The sequence below is a fragment of the Nocardia thailandica NBRC 100428 genome (assembly GCF_000308795.1).
Classification (GTDB): Bacteria; Actinomycetota; Actinomycetes; order Mycobacteriales; family Mycobacteriaceae; genus Nocardia; species Nocardia thailandica.
This window is the reverse complement of sequence record NZ_BAGK01000157.1, coordinates 1-16529: the sequence shown is the minus strand read 5'-3', so window position 1 is coordinate 16529 and position 16529 is coordinate 1. Positions and strand designations below refer to the sequence as shown.

Below are 16529 nucleotides of genomic sequence, written 5' to 3'. Positions count from 1 at the left end.
GGCAAGCGGCCGCTGGTGTGGGCGGGCGGCGCGGCCCACCCGCTGCCCGGCGGCACGCTCATGGGGATCCCGGCCGAGGCCGCGTCCGTGCGCGGGCTGGTCGACGACGAGACCGTCGCGCGGGTCGCCGCCGAGGCCGACCGGCCGCTGTCGTGGACGCCCGGCGCCGACGTCGACGTGGCCACCCTGGTGGCGGACCGGTTCGGTCCCCAGGTGGTCGAGCGCAGCGTCGACCCGCTGCTCGGCGGCGTCTACGCCGGGACCAGCGCCTCCATCGGCGTCCGCGCCGCCCTGCCCGGCCTGGCCGCCGCCCTCGACCGGGGCGCGACGAGCCTCACCGCCGCCGTCCGCGCCGCCCTGCCCCCGCCGAGCACCGCGCCGGTCTTCGGCGGCCTGCGCGACGGGTACGGGGCGCTGCTGGCCGCGCTCACCGAGGCCGCCCGCCCGCGCCTGGTCGCCATGACCGCGGCGACCCGGCTGGCCCGCGCCGCCCGCGGGTGGGTGCTCGATCCCGTCGGCACGGTCGACGCCGTCGTCCTGGCCGCGCCCGCCCCGGTGGCCGCCCGCCTGCTGCACCATGTCGCGCCCGAGGCCGCCGCGGCCGCCGCGGGGATCCAGCTGTCCTCCTCGGCCCTCGTCGCGCTGGCCCTGCCCCGCGACACGGCCCTGCCCGACAACTCCGGCATCCTCGTCGCGACCGGAGAACCCTTGCGCGCCAAGGCGTTCACGCTCTCCAGCCGCAAATGGCCGCACCTGGCCGAGCGCGAGGTCGCCCTCGTCCGGGCGTCGTTCGGCCGCTTCGGCGACGAGGCGCCCCTGTCCTGGCCGGACGAGGAGCTCACCGCCGCCGCGATCGCCGACCTGGCGACCGTCACCGGCCTGGACATCGCGCCCGTCGGCGCCGTCGTCCAGCGCTGGCCGGGCGGGCTGCCCCAGTACGCGCCAGGCCACACCGAGCGTGTCGCCACGATCGAACGGTCGGTCGCGGCCCTGGACGGCCTCGCCGTCACCGGCGCCTACCTGCACGGCGTCGGCGTGCCCGCCTGCGTGGCCGCCGCGACCGCCGCCGCGGCCCGCGTCGCCGAGACCGTCACCGCGCGCGCCTCCTGACGAGGCCGCTCCCCGGCGAACCCGTCGGCGCGCTGACCGGGGCGCAGTGGCTCGCCTCCCTCGCCGAGGCCCTCGGTGGCGGACCCGACGCGGTGGCCGCCACCGCGGAATTCGCCGCCGTGGGGTTCCGCGTCGACGAGCGCGTGCGGACCCTGCCGGCCGGAGTCCGCGAGCGCATGCCGCTGATCCTGGTCACCAACGCCATGGACACCCTGCACGCGCACCGGGCGCTGCTCGGTCTCACCGGGTTCGCGCACGCGGTGATCAGCAGCTGGGAGGCCGGTGTCGCCGAACCGGACCCGCGGATCTACGAGCTCACCGCCGCCGCGGCAGGTGTGGCGCCTGGGGCGCTGCCTGTTCGTCGACGACCGGCTGGTCGACGTGGAGGGTGCGCGGGCGCTGGGCATGACCGGTGTGCACTACCGCGGGAGCGAGGACCTCGCCGTGCCGGCCGCCCTCGGGTGATCGCGGTCCGGCGTACCCTGGCGGCGTGGATGTCGTGCTCGGGCTGTCCCTGCCGCTGGGGGTGCTCCTGTTGCTGGCCGTGGGCGGGTACGAGCTGCGGCAGCGGCGCCGGGCGGCGCTCGGGCGGGGCGGCCTGGCCGCGGCCTACGTCGACGAGATGACCGCGCTGCTGTATCCCACCAAACGCGACGAGCTCGAGCACCGGTCCTCGGTGACGATGCTGCGCGAGGACGAGTCGACGGGCGACCGGCCGTGGACGGTGGACCTCGGCGGCGGCGTCGTGCTGCGCGACGGCCGCGAGCGGCTGTGACCCTCGTCGCGCGGGACGGCACCGGGGTATCGCGACCCGCCGCGAACCGCCAGGTCGGCACCCGGTTGCGGGGAGTTCGCGGTGACGGCAAATATGCACCGCGGAACGTAATTGACCGCACCGTCGCGGCGGCTCGAAAACCGCTGTTCCGCCGATAGTCTCGGGGCCATGCAGCTCTCGCCGTCGACCGACATCGCGCTGCGGGCCGTCATGCGGCTCGCCGGCGGCGACGCCGACGGCGGCCGGGTGACGATCGGCATCATCGCCGGACAGGTCGGCGCCTCGCCCCGCCACGTGGGCAAGGCGATCGCCCGGCTCACCGCGATGGGCCTGGTCACCGCGCAACGCGGCCGCACCGGTGGGCTCACCCTCACCCCGGCGGGCCGGGCCGTCCGGCTCGGCGCGCTGGTGCGCGACCTCGAGGACGACCGCGAGGTCGTCGAATGCGTGGGCGACCACCCGTGCCCGCTGATCGCGGCCTGCCGGCTGCGGCGGGCACTGGCGGAGGCGAGCGCGGCGTTCTACGCCGAACTCGATCGCTACACCGTCGCCGACCTCGTCGCCGGACCGGCCGGGCGTCTGCTGCAGCTGCTCGCGCACCCCCGCGCGGGCGCAGGCACCACCGAGGAGTAAGTCATGACCCGTGCCGTCCTGCGCGGTGCGCCCGAACTGGCCCCGCAGCACGCCGAGACCGTCCGCGCCACCCTGCCCCTGATCGCGGCGAACATCGACCGCGTCACCCGCACCTTCTATGCGGGACTGTTCGCGGCGCACCCGGAGCTGCGGCGCGACCTGTTCAACCGGGGCAACCAGGCCGAGGGCAGCCAGCCCCGCGCCCTGGCGGCCTCGGTCGCCACCTACGCGACCTACCTGGTCGATCCGGCCCTACCGCACCCGGACGAACTGCTCGCCCGTATCGGCCACAAGCACGCCTCCCTCGGGGTCACCGCCGGGCAGTACCAGGTCGTGCACGATCACCTGTTCGCCGCCATCGTCGACGTGCTGGGCGCCGACGTCGTCACCGCGCCCGTCGCCGAGGCCTGGGACGCGGTGTACTGGCTGATGGCCGACGCGCTCATCGACCTGGAGAAGCAGCTCTACGTCGCCGCCGGCGTCGAACCCGGCGACGTGTTCCGCCGCGTGCGCGTCGCCGACCGTGCCGACGACCCCGCCGGGGCGGCCGTGTTCACCGTCGTCTCGGCCGACCCGGCCGCGCCCCTGCCGGATTTCCTTCCCGGGCAGTACATCTCGGTCGGGGTGACCCTGTCCGACGGCGCCCGTCAGCTGCGCCAGTACAGCCTGGTCAACGCGGGCGGGGACGGCAGGCTCGCCTTCGCGGTGAAGCGGGTCGATCCCGTCGCCGGCTGCCCGGCCGGTGAGGTCTCGACCCACCTGCACGCCCGCGTCGGCGTCGGCGACGATCTCCAGATCACCCTGCCCTTCGGCGATCTCACCGTCGACACCGCCACCGACACCCCGCTGGTGCTGATCTCGGCCGGCATCGGCATCACCCCGATGATCGGCGTGCTCGAACACCTCGCCGCCCACACCCCGGACCGGCCCGTGCAGATCCTGCACGCCGACCGCGCACCCGGCACCCACCCGCTGCGCGACCGGATGCGCGCTCTCGCCGGCCGCCTCGGCCACGCCACCCTCGACCTCTGGTACGCCGAACCCGCCGACGGCGCCCACCACGGCACCCTCGACCCGGCCGCGGTCGCCCTGGCGCCCGACGCCGAGATCTACCTGTGCGGGCCGGTCGGCTTCCTCGACGACGTCCGCGCCCGCCTCGCCGCCGCGGGCGTCGACCCGCGGCGGGTGCACTGCGAACAGTTCACGCCGACCGACTGGCAGGCCCGCGCCCATCCGATGTGAAAACCACGGCGTGTCACCGGTCACGGCGGTAGCGATAGGGCATGATCGCCCGCTGTGACCCCCACCGACGAGCAGTCGAACCGGCCCGCCCGCACGCTGATCCTCGACCCCGATCTCGGTCCGGTGCAGCTACAGACCGATCGCGTCAGCACCGTCACCGCCATCTTCGGTACCGACGAGAACCGTCCCTGGCGCGCCGACCGGCCCACCACCGACTGACCACCCGCGCACGCGCCCGCCCACCGGCGGGCGCCCGGTCGCGCAGTGGCACGATAGGAATCATGGCGCGACTCGATTACCAGGCACTCAATTCCACCATCCGCTACCTGATGTTCTCGGTGTTCCAGGTACAGCCGGGCGTGCTCGGGGAGGACCGGACCAAGGCGATCGAGGAGGCGACGGCCTTCTTCGACGGCCTCGCCGACTCCGGCGTGGTGGTGCGCGGTGTCTACGACATCGCCGGCATGCGTGCCGACGCCGACTTCATGATCTGGACCCACGCCGAGCGCGTGGAAGACCTCCAGGCCGCCTACAGCGACTTCCGCCGCACCACCGAACTGGGCCGCGCCAGCGCCCCGGTCTGGAGCAACGTCGCGCTGCACCGCCCGGCCGAATTCAACAAGAGCCACATCCCCGCCTTCCTCGCCGGCGAGGACCCGGGCAACTACATCTGCGTCTACCCCTTCGTGCGCAGCTACGAGTGGTACCTGCTGCCCGACGAGGAACGCCGCAAGATGCTCGCCGACCACGGCAAGGCCGCCCGCGGCTACCCCGACGTGCGGGCCAACACGGTCTCCTCGTTCGCCCTGGGCGACTACGAGTGGATCCTGGCCTTCGAGGCCCCCGAGCTGCACCGCATCGTCGACCTCATGCGCGACCTGCGCGCCACCGAGGCGCGGCTGCACGTGCGCGAGGAGATCCCGTTCTTCACCGGCCCCCGCGTCGAACTGGAGGCGCTGATCACCGCGCTGCCGTGATTCGGAGTGCTGGCGCACTCGAGTCGGGCCCCTGGGGGCCCTGACGGAAATCGACCCGGGACTCGCGGCTGCGCCGCATGGTCTCGGGTCGATTTCCGTCGGGGCGGGCCCGACCGCCGCTGCGCGGCGGGGCCTCCTCGGGGTCGGCCCGGGGTGGCTGGGGTGGTGCCGTCGGTTTTCTCGGCGTCGGCTCGTGGCTCGGGTCCGGGGTGCGCCGTCGTCCTTCTAGGTCCGCCTGTGGTGGCGGGGGAGGGGGGCTGTTGTCCGCGTGCCCTCAGGAGTCGGTCGGTTCCAGGTCAAGGGCGACCGAGTTGATGCAGTAGCGCTTGTCGGTGGGGGTGTTGTAGCCCTCGCCCTCGAAGACATGGCCCAGGTGGCCGTGGCAGGACGCGCACAGGACCTCCACGCGGTGCATGCCGAGGGTGTCGTCGGCGCGCAGGATCACCGCGTCGGAATCGGCCGGGTCGAAGAACGACGGCCAGCCGCAGTGCGAGTCGAACTTCTCGGTGCTGCGGAACAACTCGGCGCCACACCCGCGGCAGCGGTAGACGCCCTCGGTCTTGGTGTCGGTGTACTCGCCGGTGAAGGGCCGCTCGGTGCGGGCCTCGCGCAGGATCGCGTACGCGTCGGGATCCAGCTTGGCCCGCCACTCCTGCGGGGTCAGCACGATCTTCGGCGCGGGCAGGGAGGGATCGGAACTCATCACTCCACGCTAATGCGTCACGCCCCGGCGCGCCGCAGGCGTCACCGGGACGTCACTATTTGAGCGCCGGTTCGCGCGGGGCGACCTCGGCGGTGGGTTCGGGGTCGGCGGGCGGCTCGGCGGACGCGGGTTCCGGCGCGGGCGCGGGGCCGCGCGGGTCGGGCGCGGTCGCCATCCACGCCGGGTCGAGGCCCTGATCCAGCCTGCCCTCGCGCCGCGCGGCCAGGTACCGGTCGCCGAGCACGCAGGCCACCACGATCAGCAGCAGTCCCCAGCCGAAGGTGACCCGCAGGTACTCGAGATCGCGGCCCACGTGCTGCCAGCGGTCCGAGAGCCACTTGTCGTAGGTCATGAACCCGAAGATCGCCAGCCAGGCCGGCCAGTTGCGCAGCACCGAGTTGCGCAGCACCACGCTCATCAGGAACGGGAACAGCAGGATCGAGTAGTACATCTGGCCCAGCGACGGGAGCAGGAACCACGCGGTCAGCAGTACCCCGGAGGCGGTGGTGACGAAGAACAGCTCGTCGCGGCGGTAGTAGCGCCACAGCAGGTACAGGCTCAGCGCAACCACGGCCGCCATCAGCCCCTGCAGGCCCAGCACCAGCCAGTGCGGCAGGCCGTAGTAGGCGCCGTTGCCGGGGATCGAGGAGTTGAAGTAGTCCCTGGTGTCCGACAGGTAGGGCATCACGTCGGTGAAGTACTTGCCCGGGTCCACCGCCAGCGGCCAGGCGATGACGTTGAGGACCACCGGCACCGCGGTCGCGGTGAGGAACACCTTCCACTGCCCGCGCACCGCCGCGATCAGCAGCAGGGGTGCCAGCGTGGGTTTGATCGCGATCGTCAGGCCCATCACCACGCCCGCCCACAGGTCCCGCCGCGACAGCAGCAGGTGCAGGAACAGCAGCTCGGCCAGCAGCATGCAGCCGTTGACGTTGGTGAACACCAGCGTGTTGGTGACCGCCTCGGAGGCGAACATCGCCAGCAGCAGCGCGGGCGCCGCGATCGAGTTCAGCCCGAACCGGAACAGGCGGAGCAGCAGGTACCAGGCGATCAGGATCGCGACCACGTTGAGCAGGATGAACAGCCAGCGGGACTTCTCGTAGTCGATGATCGCCACCGGCGCGAACAGCATCGTGCTGCTCGGCGGATACAGGTAGTGCGGATCGACCGAGGAGAGGTCGGCGGTGTAGACCGGCCTGCGGTTGAGGAACTCGAAGGAGGCGTTGTACACCGGCCGGTAGTCATCGGTGACGAACCCGTTGACAGCCTTGATGAACACACGATTCAGCACGGTCATGACCGCGAAGGGCCACAGTGCGAACTTGATCACCTCGGCGGAGGTGCGCGCGGTACGGGGCTCGAGCTGTCGGAACAACACTCGGGCAACCTACACCGGATGCCCCCGCCATGGTGTCGGCGGACCCTGTCCGGCGTGCCGGGTGTGACCCCGCCCGCACCCGGGATCAGGCCGGGCAGGCCCCGCCGTCGCCGGGCAGTTTCGCCGTTTTCAGGTAGTCGGCGACCGCGGTCTGGGCGCATCCGGAGTGCGGCAGCACCGGGTGTCCCCAGCCCTGCCAGGTCATCGTCGAGTGGGAAGCGCCCGCCGCGCCGAGCAAACCGGTGACCGAGGCGGGCGACCCGCCGACCACCGGGTCGGCGATGCCCGAGAGCACGAAGACCGGCAGTTTCAGGTCCTGCGGGGCGGGCGGGACGGGCGAGACCGGCCACGCCGAGCAGATCATCAGCGACTGCGCTGTCGAGCGCCCGAACACCGGGTACTTCGTCGACCAGGTGTTCATCAGCTCCTTGGCCTTGTCCGGGGTCGGCGGGCCGAAGTTGTCGGTGCAGCGGTTGACGAACTGGCCGTCGTCGGCGATCGCGGCCTGCTCGCGCGCCACCAGCGCCGAGAGCGCGGCGCGGTCGCCGCGGTCCGCGGCAGCGAGCGCGTCGGCCAGTTCGTTCACCCGGGTCGACTGGTCGGCGCGCGGGCTGGACAGGAAACCGGTGAGCGCGGTGGTGAGCGCGCCCGCCGAGATGTCACCCAGGCCGCCGCCCGCGGCCTTGTTCATCAGGCCGATCACCGCGGCGCGCGGGTCGGCGCCGAGCGCGCAGGCGGTGGCCTTGCACCGCTGGGCGAACGCGGTGAGCGCGGCCTCGGCGCCGATGACGGCGGCCTCGGCGCGGCCCGCGGCGTCGGCGCCCACCTGTTCGGGGGTGTCGAGCACCAGCCGGGCCAGGTGGTCGCCGTAGCGGCGTGCGTAGCCGAGGGCGACCTTGGCGCCGTTGCCGGTGCCGAGCAGGTTGATCCGGTCGACCTGCCACTGCTTGCGCAGCTGCTCGATGTCGTCGGCGGCGTGCGCGGCGTCGAAGGTGCCCTCGTAGGGCTGCAGGAAGTCCCGGCAGGCGATGGTGGCGTCCTGGCTGAACTTGGCCACGGCGCCGATCATGTCCTGCGCGCCGGGGGAGAACTGGCCGAGGTCGCGCATCTGCTTGCGCAGCTCGACCGGGATGCAGTCGATGGGCTGCGAGCTCCCGAGGCCGCGGCGGTCCACCGCGACGATCGGCTGCTGGGTCAGCAGCGCGCCCGCCGGACCGGCCGCCAGGCCGGCCAGGGTGGCGGTGGAGGACCGGTCGCTGCCGGAGGTCAGCACGAGCGGGGCGGCGTCGGCGGGCGTCTGCGGCAGGCGGGCCCGGACCGCGGCGGTGCGGAAGGTGCCCAGCACGCTGCCCGCGGCGTCGATCGGGGTGGAGTACTCCGCGCACTCGAGCACCAGCCCGGTCGGGCCGGGGCCGGAATCGGTCGCGCGCAGCGTGTCGGCGGTGCAGTCCTGCCAGGCCAGCTCGGTCTTGGGCTTGTCGGCGTCGGCGTGCGCGTCGGCGACCTTGGTCGGCGCGGGACCGCCGCCGCCGGAGCCCGGGCGTTCGACCGCGACGCCGGGCCGGTCCGACGGTCCGGCCCCGCACCCGGCCAGCAAGATCGACAACGTCGCGGCGACAGCCGCGGCCCCAGTCCAGCGCATGCGCTACAGCCTGCCAGGTCCGCCGCCGGATTTCACCGACGCCCCCAGCGGGCCAGCACGGTGCCGTCGTCGTCGAGGATCAGCTGCCTGCGTACCAGCGGCACCTGGAAAGGACTCGCCGACAGCGAGATTCGCCCGCCGTGCCCGCCGGTCAGCTGGGGCGAGGTGGTCAGGCACAGTTCGTCGACCAGGCCGGCCTCGGCGAGCTGGCCGAACAGGTGCGGGCCGCCCTCGAGCAGCACCCGGTGCAGGCCCTCCTCGGCCAGCACCGCCACCAGCGCGGCGGGGGTCACCGCGGCCTCCCCGGCCACCAGCACCCGCGCGCCCGCGTCGGTCAGCGCCGCCACCCGGTCGGCGGGTGCCTGCGCGGTGGTGATCACCAGCGGCGCCACCACCGACTCGGCGAACAGCCGCGCGTCCGGTGCCAGGTTCGCCGAGGCGCTGACGACCGCGATCGGCGGCGGCGTCCCGTCGGCCGCGCCGCCCAGCCCGTGCCGGTGGTGGGCCTGCCTGCGGTCCGCGTCGGTGGCGGCGCCGCCGTAGTTCTCGGCGCGGACGGTGCCCGCGCCGACCACGATCACCTCGGCCAGCTCGCGCAGCAGCCAGAACACCCGGTGGTCGGCGGGGGTGCCCAGCGAGCCCGACACCGCGCCCTCCCCGGTGACCGCGCCGTCGACCGAGGAGACGAAGTTCGCCCGCACCCACGGCACCGCCAGCTGACGCGGATAGGCGTAGGCGCGGGCGAGGGCGTCGTCGTCGAGGTCTGCGAGCTGGATCACATCGGGGAGACGCTGCATGGTTACCGATCCCACCATGTCTCTACGATTTGTCCATGCAAGAACGCCTCGTCGATCACCACCCGGAGGTTCCGGCCGACCAGCTCGTCGCGCAGATGGTGCCCCCGCCCATGTTCGACGAGGTGAGCTTCGCCTCCTACATCCCCGACCCGAAGGAACCGAGCCAGGCCGCCGCCGTGCGCAAGGCCGAGGAATTCGCCGGTCAGGTCGCCAAGATCCACAAGGCGGCCAACAAGAAGAGCCTGTTCGGCAAGAAGAAGCCGGTGCAGGGCGCGGGCCTGTACCTCGACGGCGGGTTCGGCGTCGGCAAGACCCACCTGCTGGCCTCGATCTTCCACAGCGCGCCCGCGCCCAAGTCCTTCGGCACCTTCGGCGAGCTGACCAACCTGGTCGGCGCGCTCGGCTTCACCAACGCCGTGGAGCGCCTCTCGGCCAACAGCCTGCTGTGCATCGACGAGTTCGAGCTCGACGATCCGGGCGACACCACCATGGTCTCGCGCCTGCTGACGGAGCTGTCCGCGGCCGGGGTGTCCATCGCCGCCACCTCCAACACCCTGCCCAGCCAGCTCGGCGAGGGCCGCTTCGCCGCCCAGGACTTCCTGCGCGAGATCAAGAAGCTGGGCTCGATCTTCGAACCGGTCCGCGTCGACGGTCCCGACTACCGCCACCGCGACCTGCCGCCCGCCCCCGAGCCGACGACGCCCGAGGCGCTGGTCGAACGGGCCGCCGCCACACCGGGTTCCACCCTCGACGACTACGACGCCCTGCTGAAGCACCTGAGCACGCTGCACCCGTCGAAGTACGGCGCGCTGATCTCCGGCGTCACCTCGGTGTTCATCTCCGGTGTGCACCCGGTGACCGACCAGGCGGTGGCGCTGCGCATCGTGGTGCTGGCCGACCGCCTCTACGACGCGAGCATCCCGGTCACCGTGTCCGGCGCCAAGCTGGACGAGATCTTCTCCCAGGAGATGCTCGACGGCGGCTACCGCAAGAAGTACCTGCGCGCCATCTCCCGTCTGCTCGCCCTGTCGCGGTTCGAGGCCGCGGCCGCCTGATCGGAGCCGACCATGACCCGTGACCGCGCCCTGCGCGCCGGACTCGCCGCCGCCACGGCCCTGAGCCTGGTGCTCGGTCCCGCCGCGGCCACCGCGCTCGCCGAACCCGCCGTCGCGGCGGACACCGTCGCCGAGCAGGGCCTTCCCCTGATCGGCGTCGTCAACGCCCGCGACGCGGGCGGCTACCGCACCGCCGACGGCCGCCGGGTGCGCACGGGCCTGGTGCTGCGCACCGGCGCCCTCGACAAGGCCACCGACGCGGACCTGGCCGACCTGGCGGCGCGCGGGGTGCGCGTGGTCGAGGACCTGCGCACCTCCTACGAGCGGATCGCCGGACCCGACCGCCTGCCCGAGGGCGCCGCGGGCGCGATCCGGGACGTGATGGCCCAGGCTTCCCCGCTCGCCGCCGTCGCCGCGCTCGCGGGCGGTGCGGACATGTACCGCGGCTTCATCACCACCCCGGGCGCGAACGAGGCCTTCGCCGCCGTGCTGCGCGACATCGCGACCACCGACGGCGCGGTGCTCTACCACTGCAGCGCGGGCAAGGACCGCACCGGCTGGACGTCGGCGGTGCTGCTGACCCTCCTCGGCGTCGACCGCGCCACCGTCACCGAGGACTACCTGCTGTCCAACGTCTTCCGCCACGCCGCCCCCGGCGACGTGCTCAACGGCGTCGACGCGGCCTGGCTCGACGCGGCGTTCGACCAGGTCGACCGCAGCTACGGCGACTTCGACGGCTACGTGCGCGACGGCCTCGGCCTGTCCGCCGCCGAGGTCGCGGCCCTGCGCGACAAGCTCCTGGCCTGAGTCGTCAGAGCGCGCGCCGCAGCACGAAATCGTGGTGCAGCTGCGTCCCGACGGTGAACGTCTTGGTGCCGACCCGGCCGAAGCCGTGCTTGCCGTAGAACCCCTGCGCGCGGCCGTTCTCCTGGTTGACCCCGAGCCACATCGCGACCGCCCCGGCTTCCCGGGCCGACCGCACCGCGGCCTCGAGCAGCGCCGCGGCGACCCCCGCGCCGTGGTGGCCGGGCAGCACGTAGAGCTTGCTCAGCTCCACCACCGGGTCGTCGGTCACCACCGCGGCCACGTCCGGGTCGGTCGGCCTGCCCGCGACGAGCATGGCGTAGCCCACGATCTCGCCGTCGGCGACGGCCTTGAGCACGGTGCGGTCGGGATCGGAGAGGTATTCGCCGAACCGGTCGCCGGAGAGCACCTGGGTGACGAAGACCTCGATGTCCTCCGGCGTCGCGTGCGGGGGGCAGGCCAGCGGGAAGGTCACCGCCGCCACGTCGCTCAGGGCCTCGGCGTCCCAGATGCCCGCCCGGTCGACCACGACGGCTGCGTTGCTCATACCTCCCATACAACCACGGTCCGGCGACGGTGGTCCGGCACCGCGGCGGTGGCACGGGATGCCGCGTCCCTTGTAGGGTGCCTGACCATGACGAGCGGTAGCCGCATCGGAATCGTCGGTGCGGGAGTAGCGGGCCTGGCCTGCGCGAAGGTGTTGTCCCGGGCCGGATTCTCGGTCGAGGTGTTCGACCGGACCCCCGATGTCGGTGGTGTGTGGAGCGCCACCCGGCGTCACCCCGGCCTGCGCGCGCGCAGCAGCACGCGCACCTATCGCTTCAGCGATCACCCCGTGCCCGCGGACTTCCCCCGCCGCCCCGACGGCGAGCAGGTGCAGGCGTACCTGGCCGACTACGCCCGCGTGTTCGGGCTGGAGCCGCTGTTGCGCCTGCGCACCGAGGTGGTCGCCGCCGACCCGGTCGACAGCGGGTGGCTGGTGGAGACCAGGGACGAGTCCGGCGGGCACCGCAGTTCCTTCGACCACCTGGTCGTGGCCAACGGCGTGCACAGCGCGCCCGCGGTGCCCGAGTATCCCGGCCTGGCCGCGTTCCAGGCGGCCGGGGGCAGGCTCGGGCACGTCTCGGCCCTGCACGATCCCGAGGCGGCCCGCGACAGGTCGGTGGTCGTGGTCGGCTACGGGCAGTCCGCGTGGGAGGTCGCCACAGCCCTGAGCCGGTACGCCGACGACACCCAGGTCGTCGCGCGGCGGCTGACCTGGAAGCTGCCCGAACGCGGCGCGGGCGGCGTCGACGTCGAACGCCTGCAGCTCACCCGCACCGGCGTCGCGCACCTGAACTCTCCCGCGCCCGGCCGCGCCGAACGCGCCCTGCGCGCCCTGGCGCTGCGGCAGTCCAACGCGGATCTGCTGCGCGAGCGCCTGATCCGCAAGCAGGGCCTGCGCGAGCTCGGACTGGTCCCCGACGAGCCGATCGAGACGGTCACCGGGCCCGGGAGCGGCGACGCCACCGAGGGTTTCCTCGACCAGGTGCGGGCGGGCCGGATCGTGGTCCACGCCGGCGCCGAGATCGCCGAGCTCATCGGCGGCGCGCAGGGCCCGGCGGTCCGCCTGGCCGACGGCACGCTGCTGCTGGCCGATCTGGTCGTGTGCGCGACCGGCTACCGCCAGCAGGTGCCGTTCCTGACCCCCTTCGCCCGCCGCGGCATCATCGGCGAGGACGGCGCGTTCCGCCTCTACCGCCACATCCTGCCGGTCGAGGTGCCCAACCTGACGTTCGCCGGGTACAACTCCTCGGCCGCGGGCCCGCTGACGTCCGAGATCGGCGCGCACTGGATCGCGGCCCTGCTGACCGGCCGCTACGTGCCGCCGACGGCGGCGGAGATGAACGCCGAGATCGACGAGCGGCTCGCCTGGGCGGCCGAGCACGCGCCGGGCGAACCGGCGCGCGGGGTGTCGGTCGAGCCGTTCACGCTGCGCCACGCCGACCAGCTGCTGGCCGACCTGGGCAAGCGCTTGCCGCTGCGGCACCGGGTCGGGCAGTGGTTCCGGCCCGTGCACCCGGGCGCCTACCGCGATGTGCTCGGCGGCACCGCCGCGGCCGAGGCCGCCCCCGCGCAGCCGGTGGTAACCGGCAGTTAGCCGACACGCCGGGTTGCCGGGCGCGCAACACTTGGCGACCGGAAGTGCGCTGGTGATAATCCATGCGTGGATTCGCTGGATCTCAATCTGCTCGTCGCCCTGGACGCGTTGCTGGACACCCACAGCGTGACCGCGGCCGCGCGCCGGCTGCACACCTCGTCCTCGGCGATGAGCCGCACCCTGACGAAACTGCGTGCGGCTCTGAACGATCCGCTGCTGGTCCGCTCGGGGCGGGCGCTGGTGCCCACCCCGCGCGCCCTGGAACTGCGCCACGAGGTGGCCGCGGTGGTGGAACGGGCCCGGGCGCTGCTGGCCGGCGCCGAGGACGGCGCGGTCGGCCGCTCCCGCGACTTCGTGGTCCGGGTGGCCGACGCGGTGGCCTCCCGGCTCGTCGGCCCGCTGCTGCCCGCCCTGGCCGCCGCGCTGCCCGGCGCGACCGTGCGGCTGCTCCCCGAATCGGCCGACACGGCCGCCGCCCTGCGCGACGGCCGCGTCGACATCGAGATCGGCGTCCCGGGTCGGGGCGACCCGGAGACGGTGGTCCAGCGGCTCTTCGGCGACGAGCTGGTCGGCGTCGCCGACGCCGGGCACCCCTTCGTCACCGCCCGGCCGACCGTGGCCGCCTTCGCGTCGGCCCGGCACGTGGAGATCTCCCCGCACGGCCGCGTCCACGGCCCCATCGACGACCGTCTGGCCCTGCACGGCCGGACCCGCCGGGTCACCGCGACCGTGCCCGACCTGGCGGCCGCGCTGTTCGCCGTGCGCGGCAGCGACCTGGTGTGCCCCGTGCCCGCCCGGCTGTCCCGCCCGGCCCGGGAGGCGCTGGGGCTCGGCGTGTTCGCCATCCCGCTGCCGCTGCCGCCGATCCCGCTCGCCATGTCGTGGCACCCGCGGCACACCGCCGACCCCACGCACCGCAGGCTGCGCGAACTGCTCGCCGACACCCTGTCCGAGGATCAGGCGTCCGGCGACCTGGTGCCCGCCTGACCCCGGCCGGGTTCAGTCCCGGTCTTTGCTGCGCGGTAGCGGCGGCATCCCGGAGTTGCGCTTGAGTTCCTCGAGCATGGCCTGCAGCTTGTCCACGTGCTTGCTCTCGGCGTCGAAGGCGCGGAAGGTGCCGGTCACCGTGATCCCGGCCGCGTCGGTCTTCGTCGGGGGCTCGGGGTCGGACCGGGTCTCACCCGGCAGCTGTTCGCGCGGGGTGAACTCGGTGAACATCGCGCTGCTGTCGCGCGCCTGATCGGCGGGCGTGCCCTGTCGGGAGTCGCGGTCCGCGAGAAGACCCGGCTCGGGAGCCGCCCGCCGCCCGAGACCCTCGCGTCCGTGCTCGGCGGTGGAGATCATCGCGCCGAACGCGTCCCCTTCGCGCGCCTGCCGTTCCGTGGGCGGTTCGTCACCCAGCAGCGCCCAACCGGCCCGCCACTGTGAATCCCCGTCCTCGCGTTCGGGTTCGGCCACCCCGGCCATCCACGGCCCGACCACCGACCGATCGGCGGGCGTCCCCGTGGTGAGCCCCGGCCGCGCCGCCGCCGCGGCCACGCCGGAGTCCTCCTGGGAGCCGACGCGATCCCGCGCGGGCCCGTCGCCGGACGGTGCGCCGTCGCCGACCGGCCCGAGCGCCTGCGCGAGGGGCAGCGGCGTCGTCGGCGCGCCGTGCCCGATCCCGGTGCCGTTCACCGGCGCCGGGAGGAAGTCGGCCGTGGGCGCCGCGGCGTCCTCGGACCCCGGCGCACCCCACGTGGAAGTCCCGGTGCGGTCGGTGACGGGCGAGGCGGACCAGGAGACCCCGTGACCGCCGGCGCCGGACGGATCGTCCGCGCGGTCGGTGTGCCCGTGGGGGGCGGGCGCGGCCGCCGTGGTGTCCGCGTACCGGCGGCCGGTGGGCGCCGTGTCCGCGCCGGAGCCGCCGGCCGGCCCGGCCGTGGCCTCGTCCTGCCCGCGGCCGGTGATCGATCCGCCTGGGGCGCCGGGCAACTCGGCGTCCGCGGCGGATCCGGCCGGGCTGCCGGTCGGGCTGCCGGTCGGATCGGGTCCGGTGAGGCGTCCCGGGGCGGCCCCGCCGTGCGGGTCGCCCGCGGACGGGTTGGTCAGCCCGTAGCCGGCGGGCGAGCCGGCCGTGTTCGCCGTGCGCCCAGATCCCGTCGACGATACGGCCGGGGCACCCGAAAGTCTGTGGTCGGGGGAAGATCCGGCCGGGATGGAAGGGTTTTCCTGGTCGAGGGCCGAGCCCGCCGTGTGCGCGGTGAGCCCCGGCCCCGTCGACGATCCGGCCGGGGTGCCCGAAAGTCCACGGTCGGAGGAAGATCCGGCCGGGCTGCTCGGGAGTCCACCGTCGGTGGGCGATCCGGGGGACGTGTCGAGGAGCCCGTGGCCGGTGAGTGCGCCGGCGGGAGCGCCGACGTGCCCGCGGGCGGCGGGCGATCCGATCGCGTTCCCGTGATCGAGGGCGGCGGGCGGGGTGGCCACGGGATCGGCGCCGCCGTGGCGCCGCTCCGTGGCGCGGGGATCGGACGGCGCGGCCGTGGGGCCGTGGGGAAGGGGCTCGGGTGACCCGGCTGCGGGGCCCTGCCCGAGCGGCGGTGCGGCCGCGTACCCGTGACCGGTGTGGGCACCCGCGTCGATGCTCGGGTGCGCCCCGCCGGTGAGCGGCGCGGACGCGTCGTCGGTGCGGTCCGACCCGGTGGCCTGCGCCCGATCCGGGGCGCCCGCGGGCGCGTCGCCGGAGGGCGACCGCATGGCGGCGCGGGCCAGGTCGAGGGCGCCCGGGCGGTCCGTGCCCGGCGCCGGGGCCGAGGGGTACGGCGACGTCACGTCGTCCCGGCCCGTCAGCGGCCCGGAGAGCCTGCCCTGGCGAACCGGCGTGGTGATCTCGGTCGGGTCCACGCCGTGCGGTGACACCACCGGGTGCGCGGCGGTGTCGGCCTCCGGGGCGCTCGGCGGGACGAACGCGCTCGGCGGCCCGAAGACCCCGCCGCCCGCCGATTCCGGCGCGGCAGCCTCGCGGGGGACGTCCCCGGTCGCGACCCCGTGCCGAGCCACGGCCGACCGGTCCGCCTGCTCGCCGCTGTCCCGATGCCGGGCCGGGCTCGCGTCCCGATCCGCCGCCGGCGATACCGCGCCGGCATGGTCGTCGGCGCCGGCGAGGCCCGGAGCGCCCCCGGCCGGCGTGGCGGGGACCCCGGTCGTCGGCGCGCCGAAAGGCGCGGGCGCCGAGGGGCCTTCACTGACCGGTCCGGCGATGGCGGCGCGGTCGAAGGTCGTCGCCCGGCCGGC

Annotated in this window: 17 protein-coding genes; 11 read left to right on the top strand and 6 right to left on the bottom strand. The window is 74.4% G+C overall.

Features of this window, described 5'->3' with window-relative positions; all coding sequences use genetic code 11:
* The 7 genes from hemG to hemQ form a co-directional block, all read left to right on the top strand.
* Window positions 1-1110, top strand: a 1110-nt coding sequence (hemG, locus tag ON36_RS16645) for a protoporphyrinogen oxidase (RefSeq protein ID WP_043653945.1), incomplete at its 5' end; no start/stop codon positions are given.
* 333 nt (window positions 1111-1443) lie between these two features.
* On the top strand, window positions 1444-1575 hold the full coding sequence (locus ON36_RS36640) for a hypothetical protein (RefSeq protein ID WP_281004864.1): 132 nt from the start codon (window positions 1444-1446) through the stop codon (window positions 1573-1575).
* A 25-nt stretch (window positions 1576-1600) separates the two neighbouring features.
* Window positions 1601-1885, top strand: a complete 285-nt coding sequence (locus ON36_RS16635; RefSeq protein ID WP_043653936.1) for a DUF6191 domain-containing protein — start codon at window positions 1601-1603, stop codon at window positions 1883-1885.
* A gap of 168 nt (window positions 1886-2053) precedes the next feature.
* Window positions 2054-2518: an RrF2 family transcriptional regulator gene (locus ON36_RS16630; protein WP_043653934.1), complete on the top strand. Its 465-nt coding sequence runs from the start codon at window positions 2054-2056 to the stop codon at window positions 2516-2518.
* A 3-nt stretch (window positions 2519-2521) separates the two neighbouring features.
* Window positions 2522-3760, top strand: a complete 1239-nt coding sequence (locus ON36_RS16625; protein ID WP_043653932.1) for a globin domain-containing protein — start codon at window positions 2522-2524, stop codon at window positions 3758-3760.
* Window positions 3761-3814: 54 nt separating this feature from the next.
* Window positions 3815-3979 (top strand): hypothetical protein, encoded by a 165-nt coding sequence (locus ON36_RS34770; RefSeq protein WP_157224894.1) that lies wholly within the window; start codon window positions 3815-3817, stop codon window positions 3977-3979.
* Window positions 3980-4041: 62 nt separating this feature from the next.
* Entirely contained in the window at window positions 4042-4737 is a 696-nt protein-coding gene (hemQ, locus tag ON36_RS16620; RefSeq protein ID WP_043653929.1) for a hydrogen peroxide-dependent heme synthase, read from the top strand.
* A gap of 274 nt (window positions 4738-5011) precedes the next feature.
* Here the strand turns inward: hemQ and msrB are convergent, their stop codons facing one another.
* The 4 genes from msrB to ON36_RS16600 form a co-directional block, all read right to left on the bottom strand.
* Window positions 5012-5440, bottom strand: a complete 429-nt coding sequence (gene msrB, locus ON36_RS16615; RefSeq protein ID WP_043653926.1) for a peptide-methionine (R)-S-oxide reductase MsrB — start codon at window positions 5438-5440, stop codon at window positions 5012-5014.
* Window positions 5441-5495: 55 nt separating this feature from the next.
* Entirely contained in the window at window positions 5496-6818 is a 1323-nt protein-coding gene (locus ON36_RS16610; protein WP_043653924.1) for a glycosyltransferase family 87 protein, read from the bottom strand.
* Window positions 6819-6903: 85 nt separating this feature from the next.
* A complete protein-coding gene (locus ON36_RS16605; protein ID WP_043653921.1) occupies window positions 6904-8460 on the bottom strand; it encodes an alpha/beta hydrolase in 1557 nt (518 codons plus the stop codon).
* Between the two features lie 32 nt (window positions 8461-8492).
* On the bottom strand, window positions 8493-9275 hold the full coding sequence (locus tag ON36_RS16600) for a pyrimidine reductase family protein (protein WP_052314057.1): 783 nt from the start codon (window positions 9273-9275) through the stop codon (window positions 8493-8495).
* Between the two features lie 17 nt (window positions 9276-9292).
* Here ON36_RS16600 and zapE point away from each other — a divergent pair, with 17 nt between their 5' ends.
* Window positions 9293-10312: a cell division protein ZapE gene (gene zapE, locus ON36_RS16595; protein WP_043653916.1), complete on the top strand. Its 1020-nt coding sequence runs from the start codon at window positions 9293-9295 to the stop codon at window positions 10310-10312.
* Window positions 10313-10324: 12 nt separating this feature from the next.
* On the top strand, window positions 10325-11119 hold the full coding sequence (locus ON36_RS16590) for a tyrosine-protein phosphatase (protein WP_043653913.1): 795 nt from the start codon (window positions 10325-10327) through the stop codon (window positions 11117-11119).
* A gap of 4 nt (window positions 11120-11123) precedes the next feature.
* Here the strand turns inward: ON36_RS16590 and ON36_RS16585 are convergent, their stop codons facing one another.
* The gene (locus ON36_RS16585; protein WP_043653911.1) at window positions 11124-11663 is read right to left on the bottom strand and encodes a GNAT family N-acetyltransferase; all 540 of its coding nucleotides are present in this window, start codon (window positions 11661-11663) and stop codon (window positions 11124-11126) included.
* An 87-nt stretch (window positions 11664-11750) separates the two neighbouring features.
* Between ON36_RS16585 and ON36_RS16580 the strand changes: the two genes are divergently transcribed.
* Together ON36_RS16580 and ON36_RS16575 are read left to right on the top strand one after the other, a co-directional pair.
* Window positions 11751-13256: a flavin-containing monooxygenase gene (locus tag ON36_RS16580; RefSeq protein ID WP_083885182.1), complete on the top strand. Its 1506-nt coding sequence runs from the start codon at window positions 11751-11753 to the stop codon at window positions 13254-13256.
* A 66-nt stretch (window positions 13257-13322) separates the two neighbouring features.
* Window positions 13323-14243: a LysR family transcriptional regulator gene (locus tag ON36_RS16575; RefSeq protein WP_052314056.1), complete on the top strand. Its 921-nt coding sequence runs from the start codon at window positions 13323-13325 to the stop codon at window positions 14241-14243.
* Between the two features lie 12 nt (window positions 14244-14255).
* On the opposite strand, the gene ON36_RS16570 is transcribed toward ON36_RS16575, so the two are convergent.
* The coding region (locus ON36_RS16570) for a hypothetical protein (RefSeq protein WP_043653909.1) at window positions 14256-16529 on the bottom strand (2274 nt) is incomplete at its 5' end.

Excerpts from the sequence above, each read along its gene's own strand:
- ON36_RS16630 (WP_043653934.1), top strand. The coding sequence starts at position 2,054 with ATGCAGCTCTCGCCGTCGACCGACATCGCGCTGCGGGCCGTCATGCGG.
- ON36_RS16625 (WP_043653932.1), top strand. The coding sequence starts at position 2,522 with ATGACCCGTGCCGTCCTGCGCGGTGCGCCCGAACTGGCCCCGCAGCAC.
- hemQ (WP_043653929.1), top strand. The coding sequence starts at position 4,042 with ATGGCGCGACTCGATTACCAGGCACTCAATTCCACCATCCGCTACCTG.
- msrB (WP_043653926.1), bottom strand. The coding sequence starts at position 5,440 with ATGAGTTCCGATCCCTCCCTGCCCGCGCCGAAGATCGTGCTGACCCCG.
- ON36_RS16605 (WP_043653921.1), bottom strand. The coding sequence starts at position 8,460 with ATGCGCTGGACTGGGGCCGCGGCTGTCGCCGCGACGTTGTCGATCTTG.
- ON36_RS16600 (WP_052314057.1), bottom strand. The coding sequence starts at position 9,275 with ATGGTGGGATCGGTAACCATGCAGCGTCTCCCCGATGTGATCCAGCTC.
- zapE (WP_043653916.1), top strand. The coding sequence starts at position 9,293 with ATGCAAGAACGCCTCGTCGATCACCACCCGGAGGTTCCGGCCGACCAG.
- ON36_RS16590 (WP_043653913.1), top strand. The coding sequence starts at position 10,325 with ATGACCCGTGACCGCGCCCTGCGCGCCGGACTCGCCGCCGCCACGGCC.
- ON36_RS16585 (WP_043653911.1), bottom strand. The coding sequence starts at position 11,663 with ATGAGCAACGCAGCCGTCGTGGTCGACCGGGCGGGCATCTGGGACGCC.
- ON36_RS16580 (WP_083885182.1), top strand. The coding sequence starts at position 11,751 with ATGACGAGCGGTAGCCGCATCGGAATCGTCGGTGCGGGAGTAGCGGGC.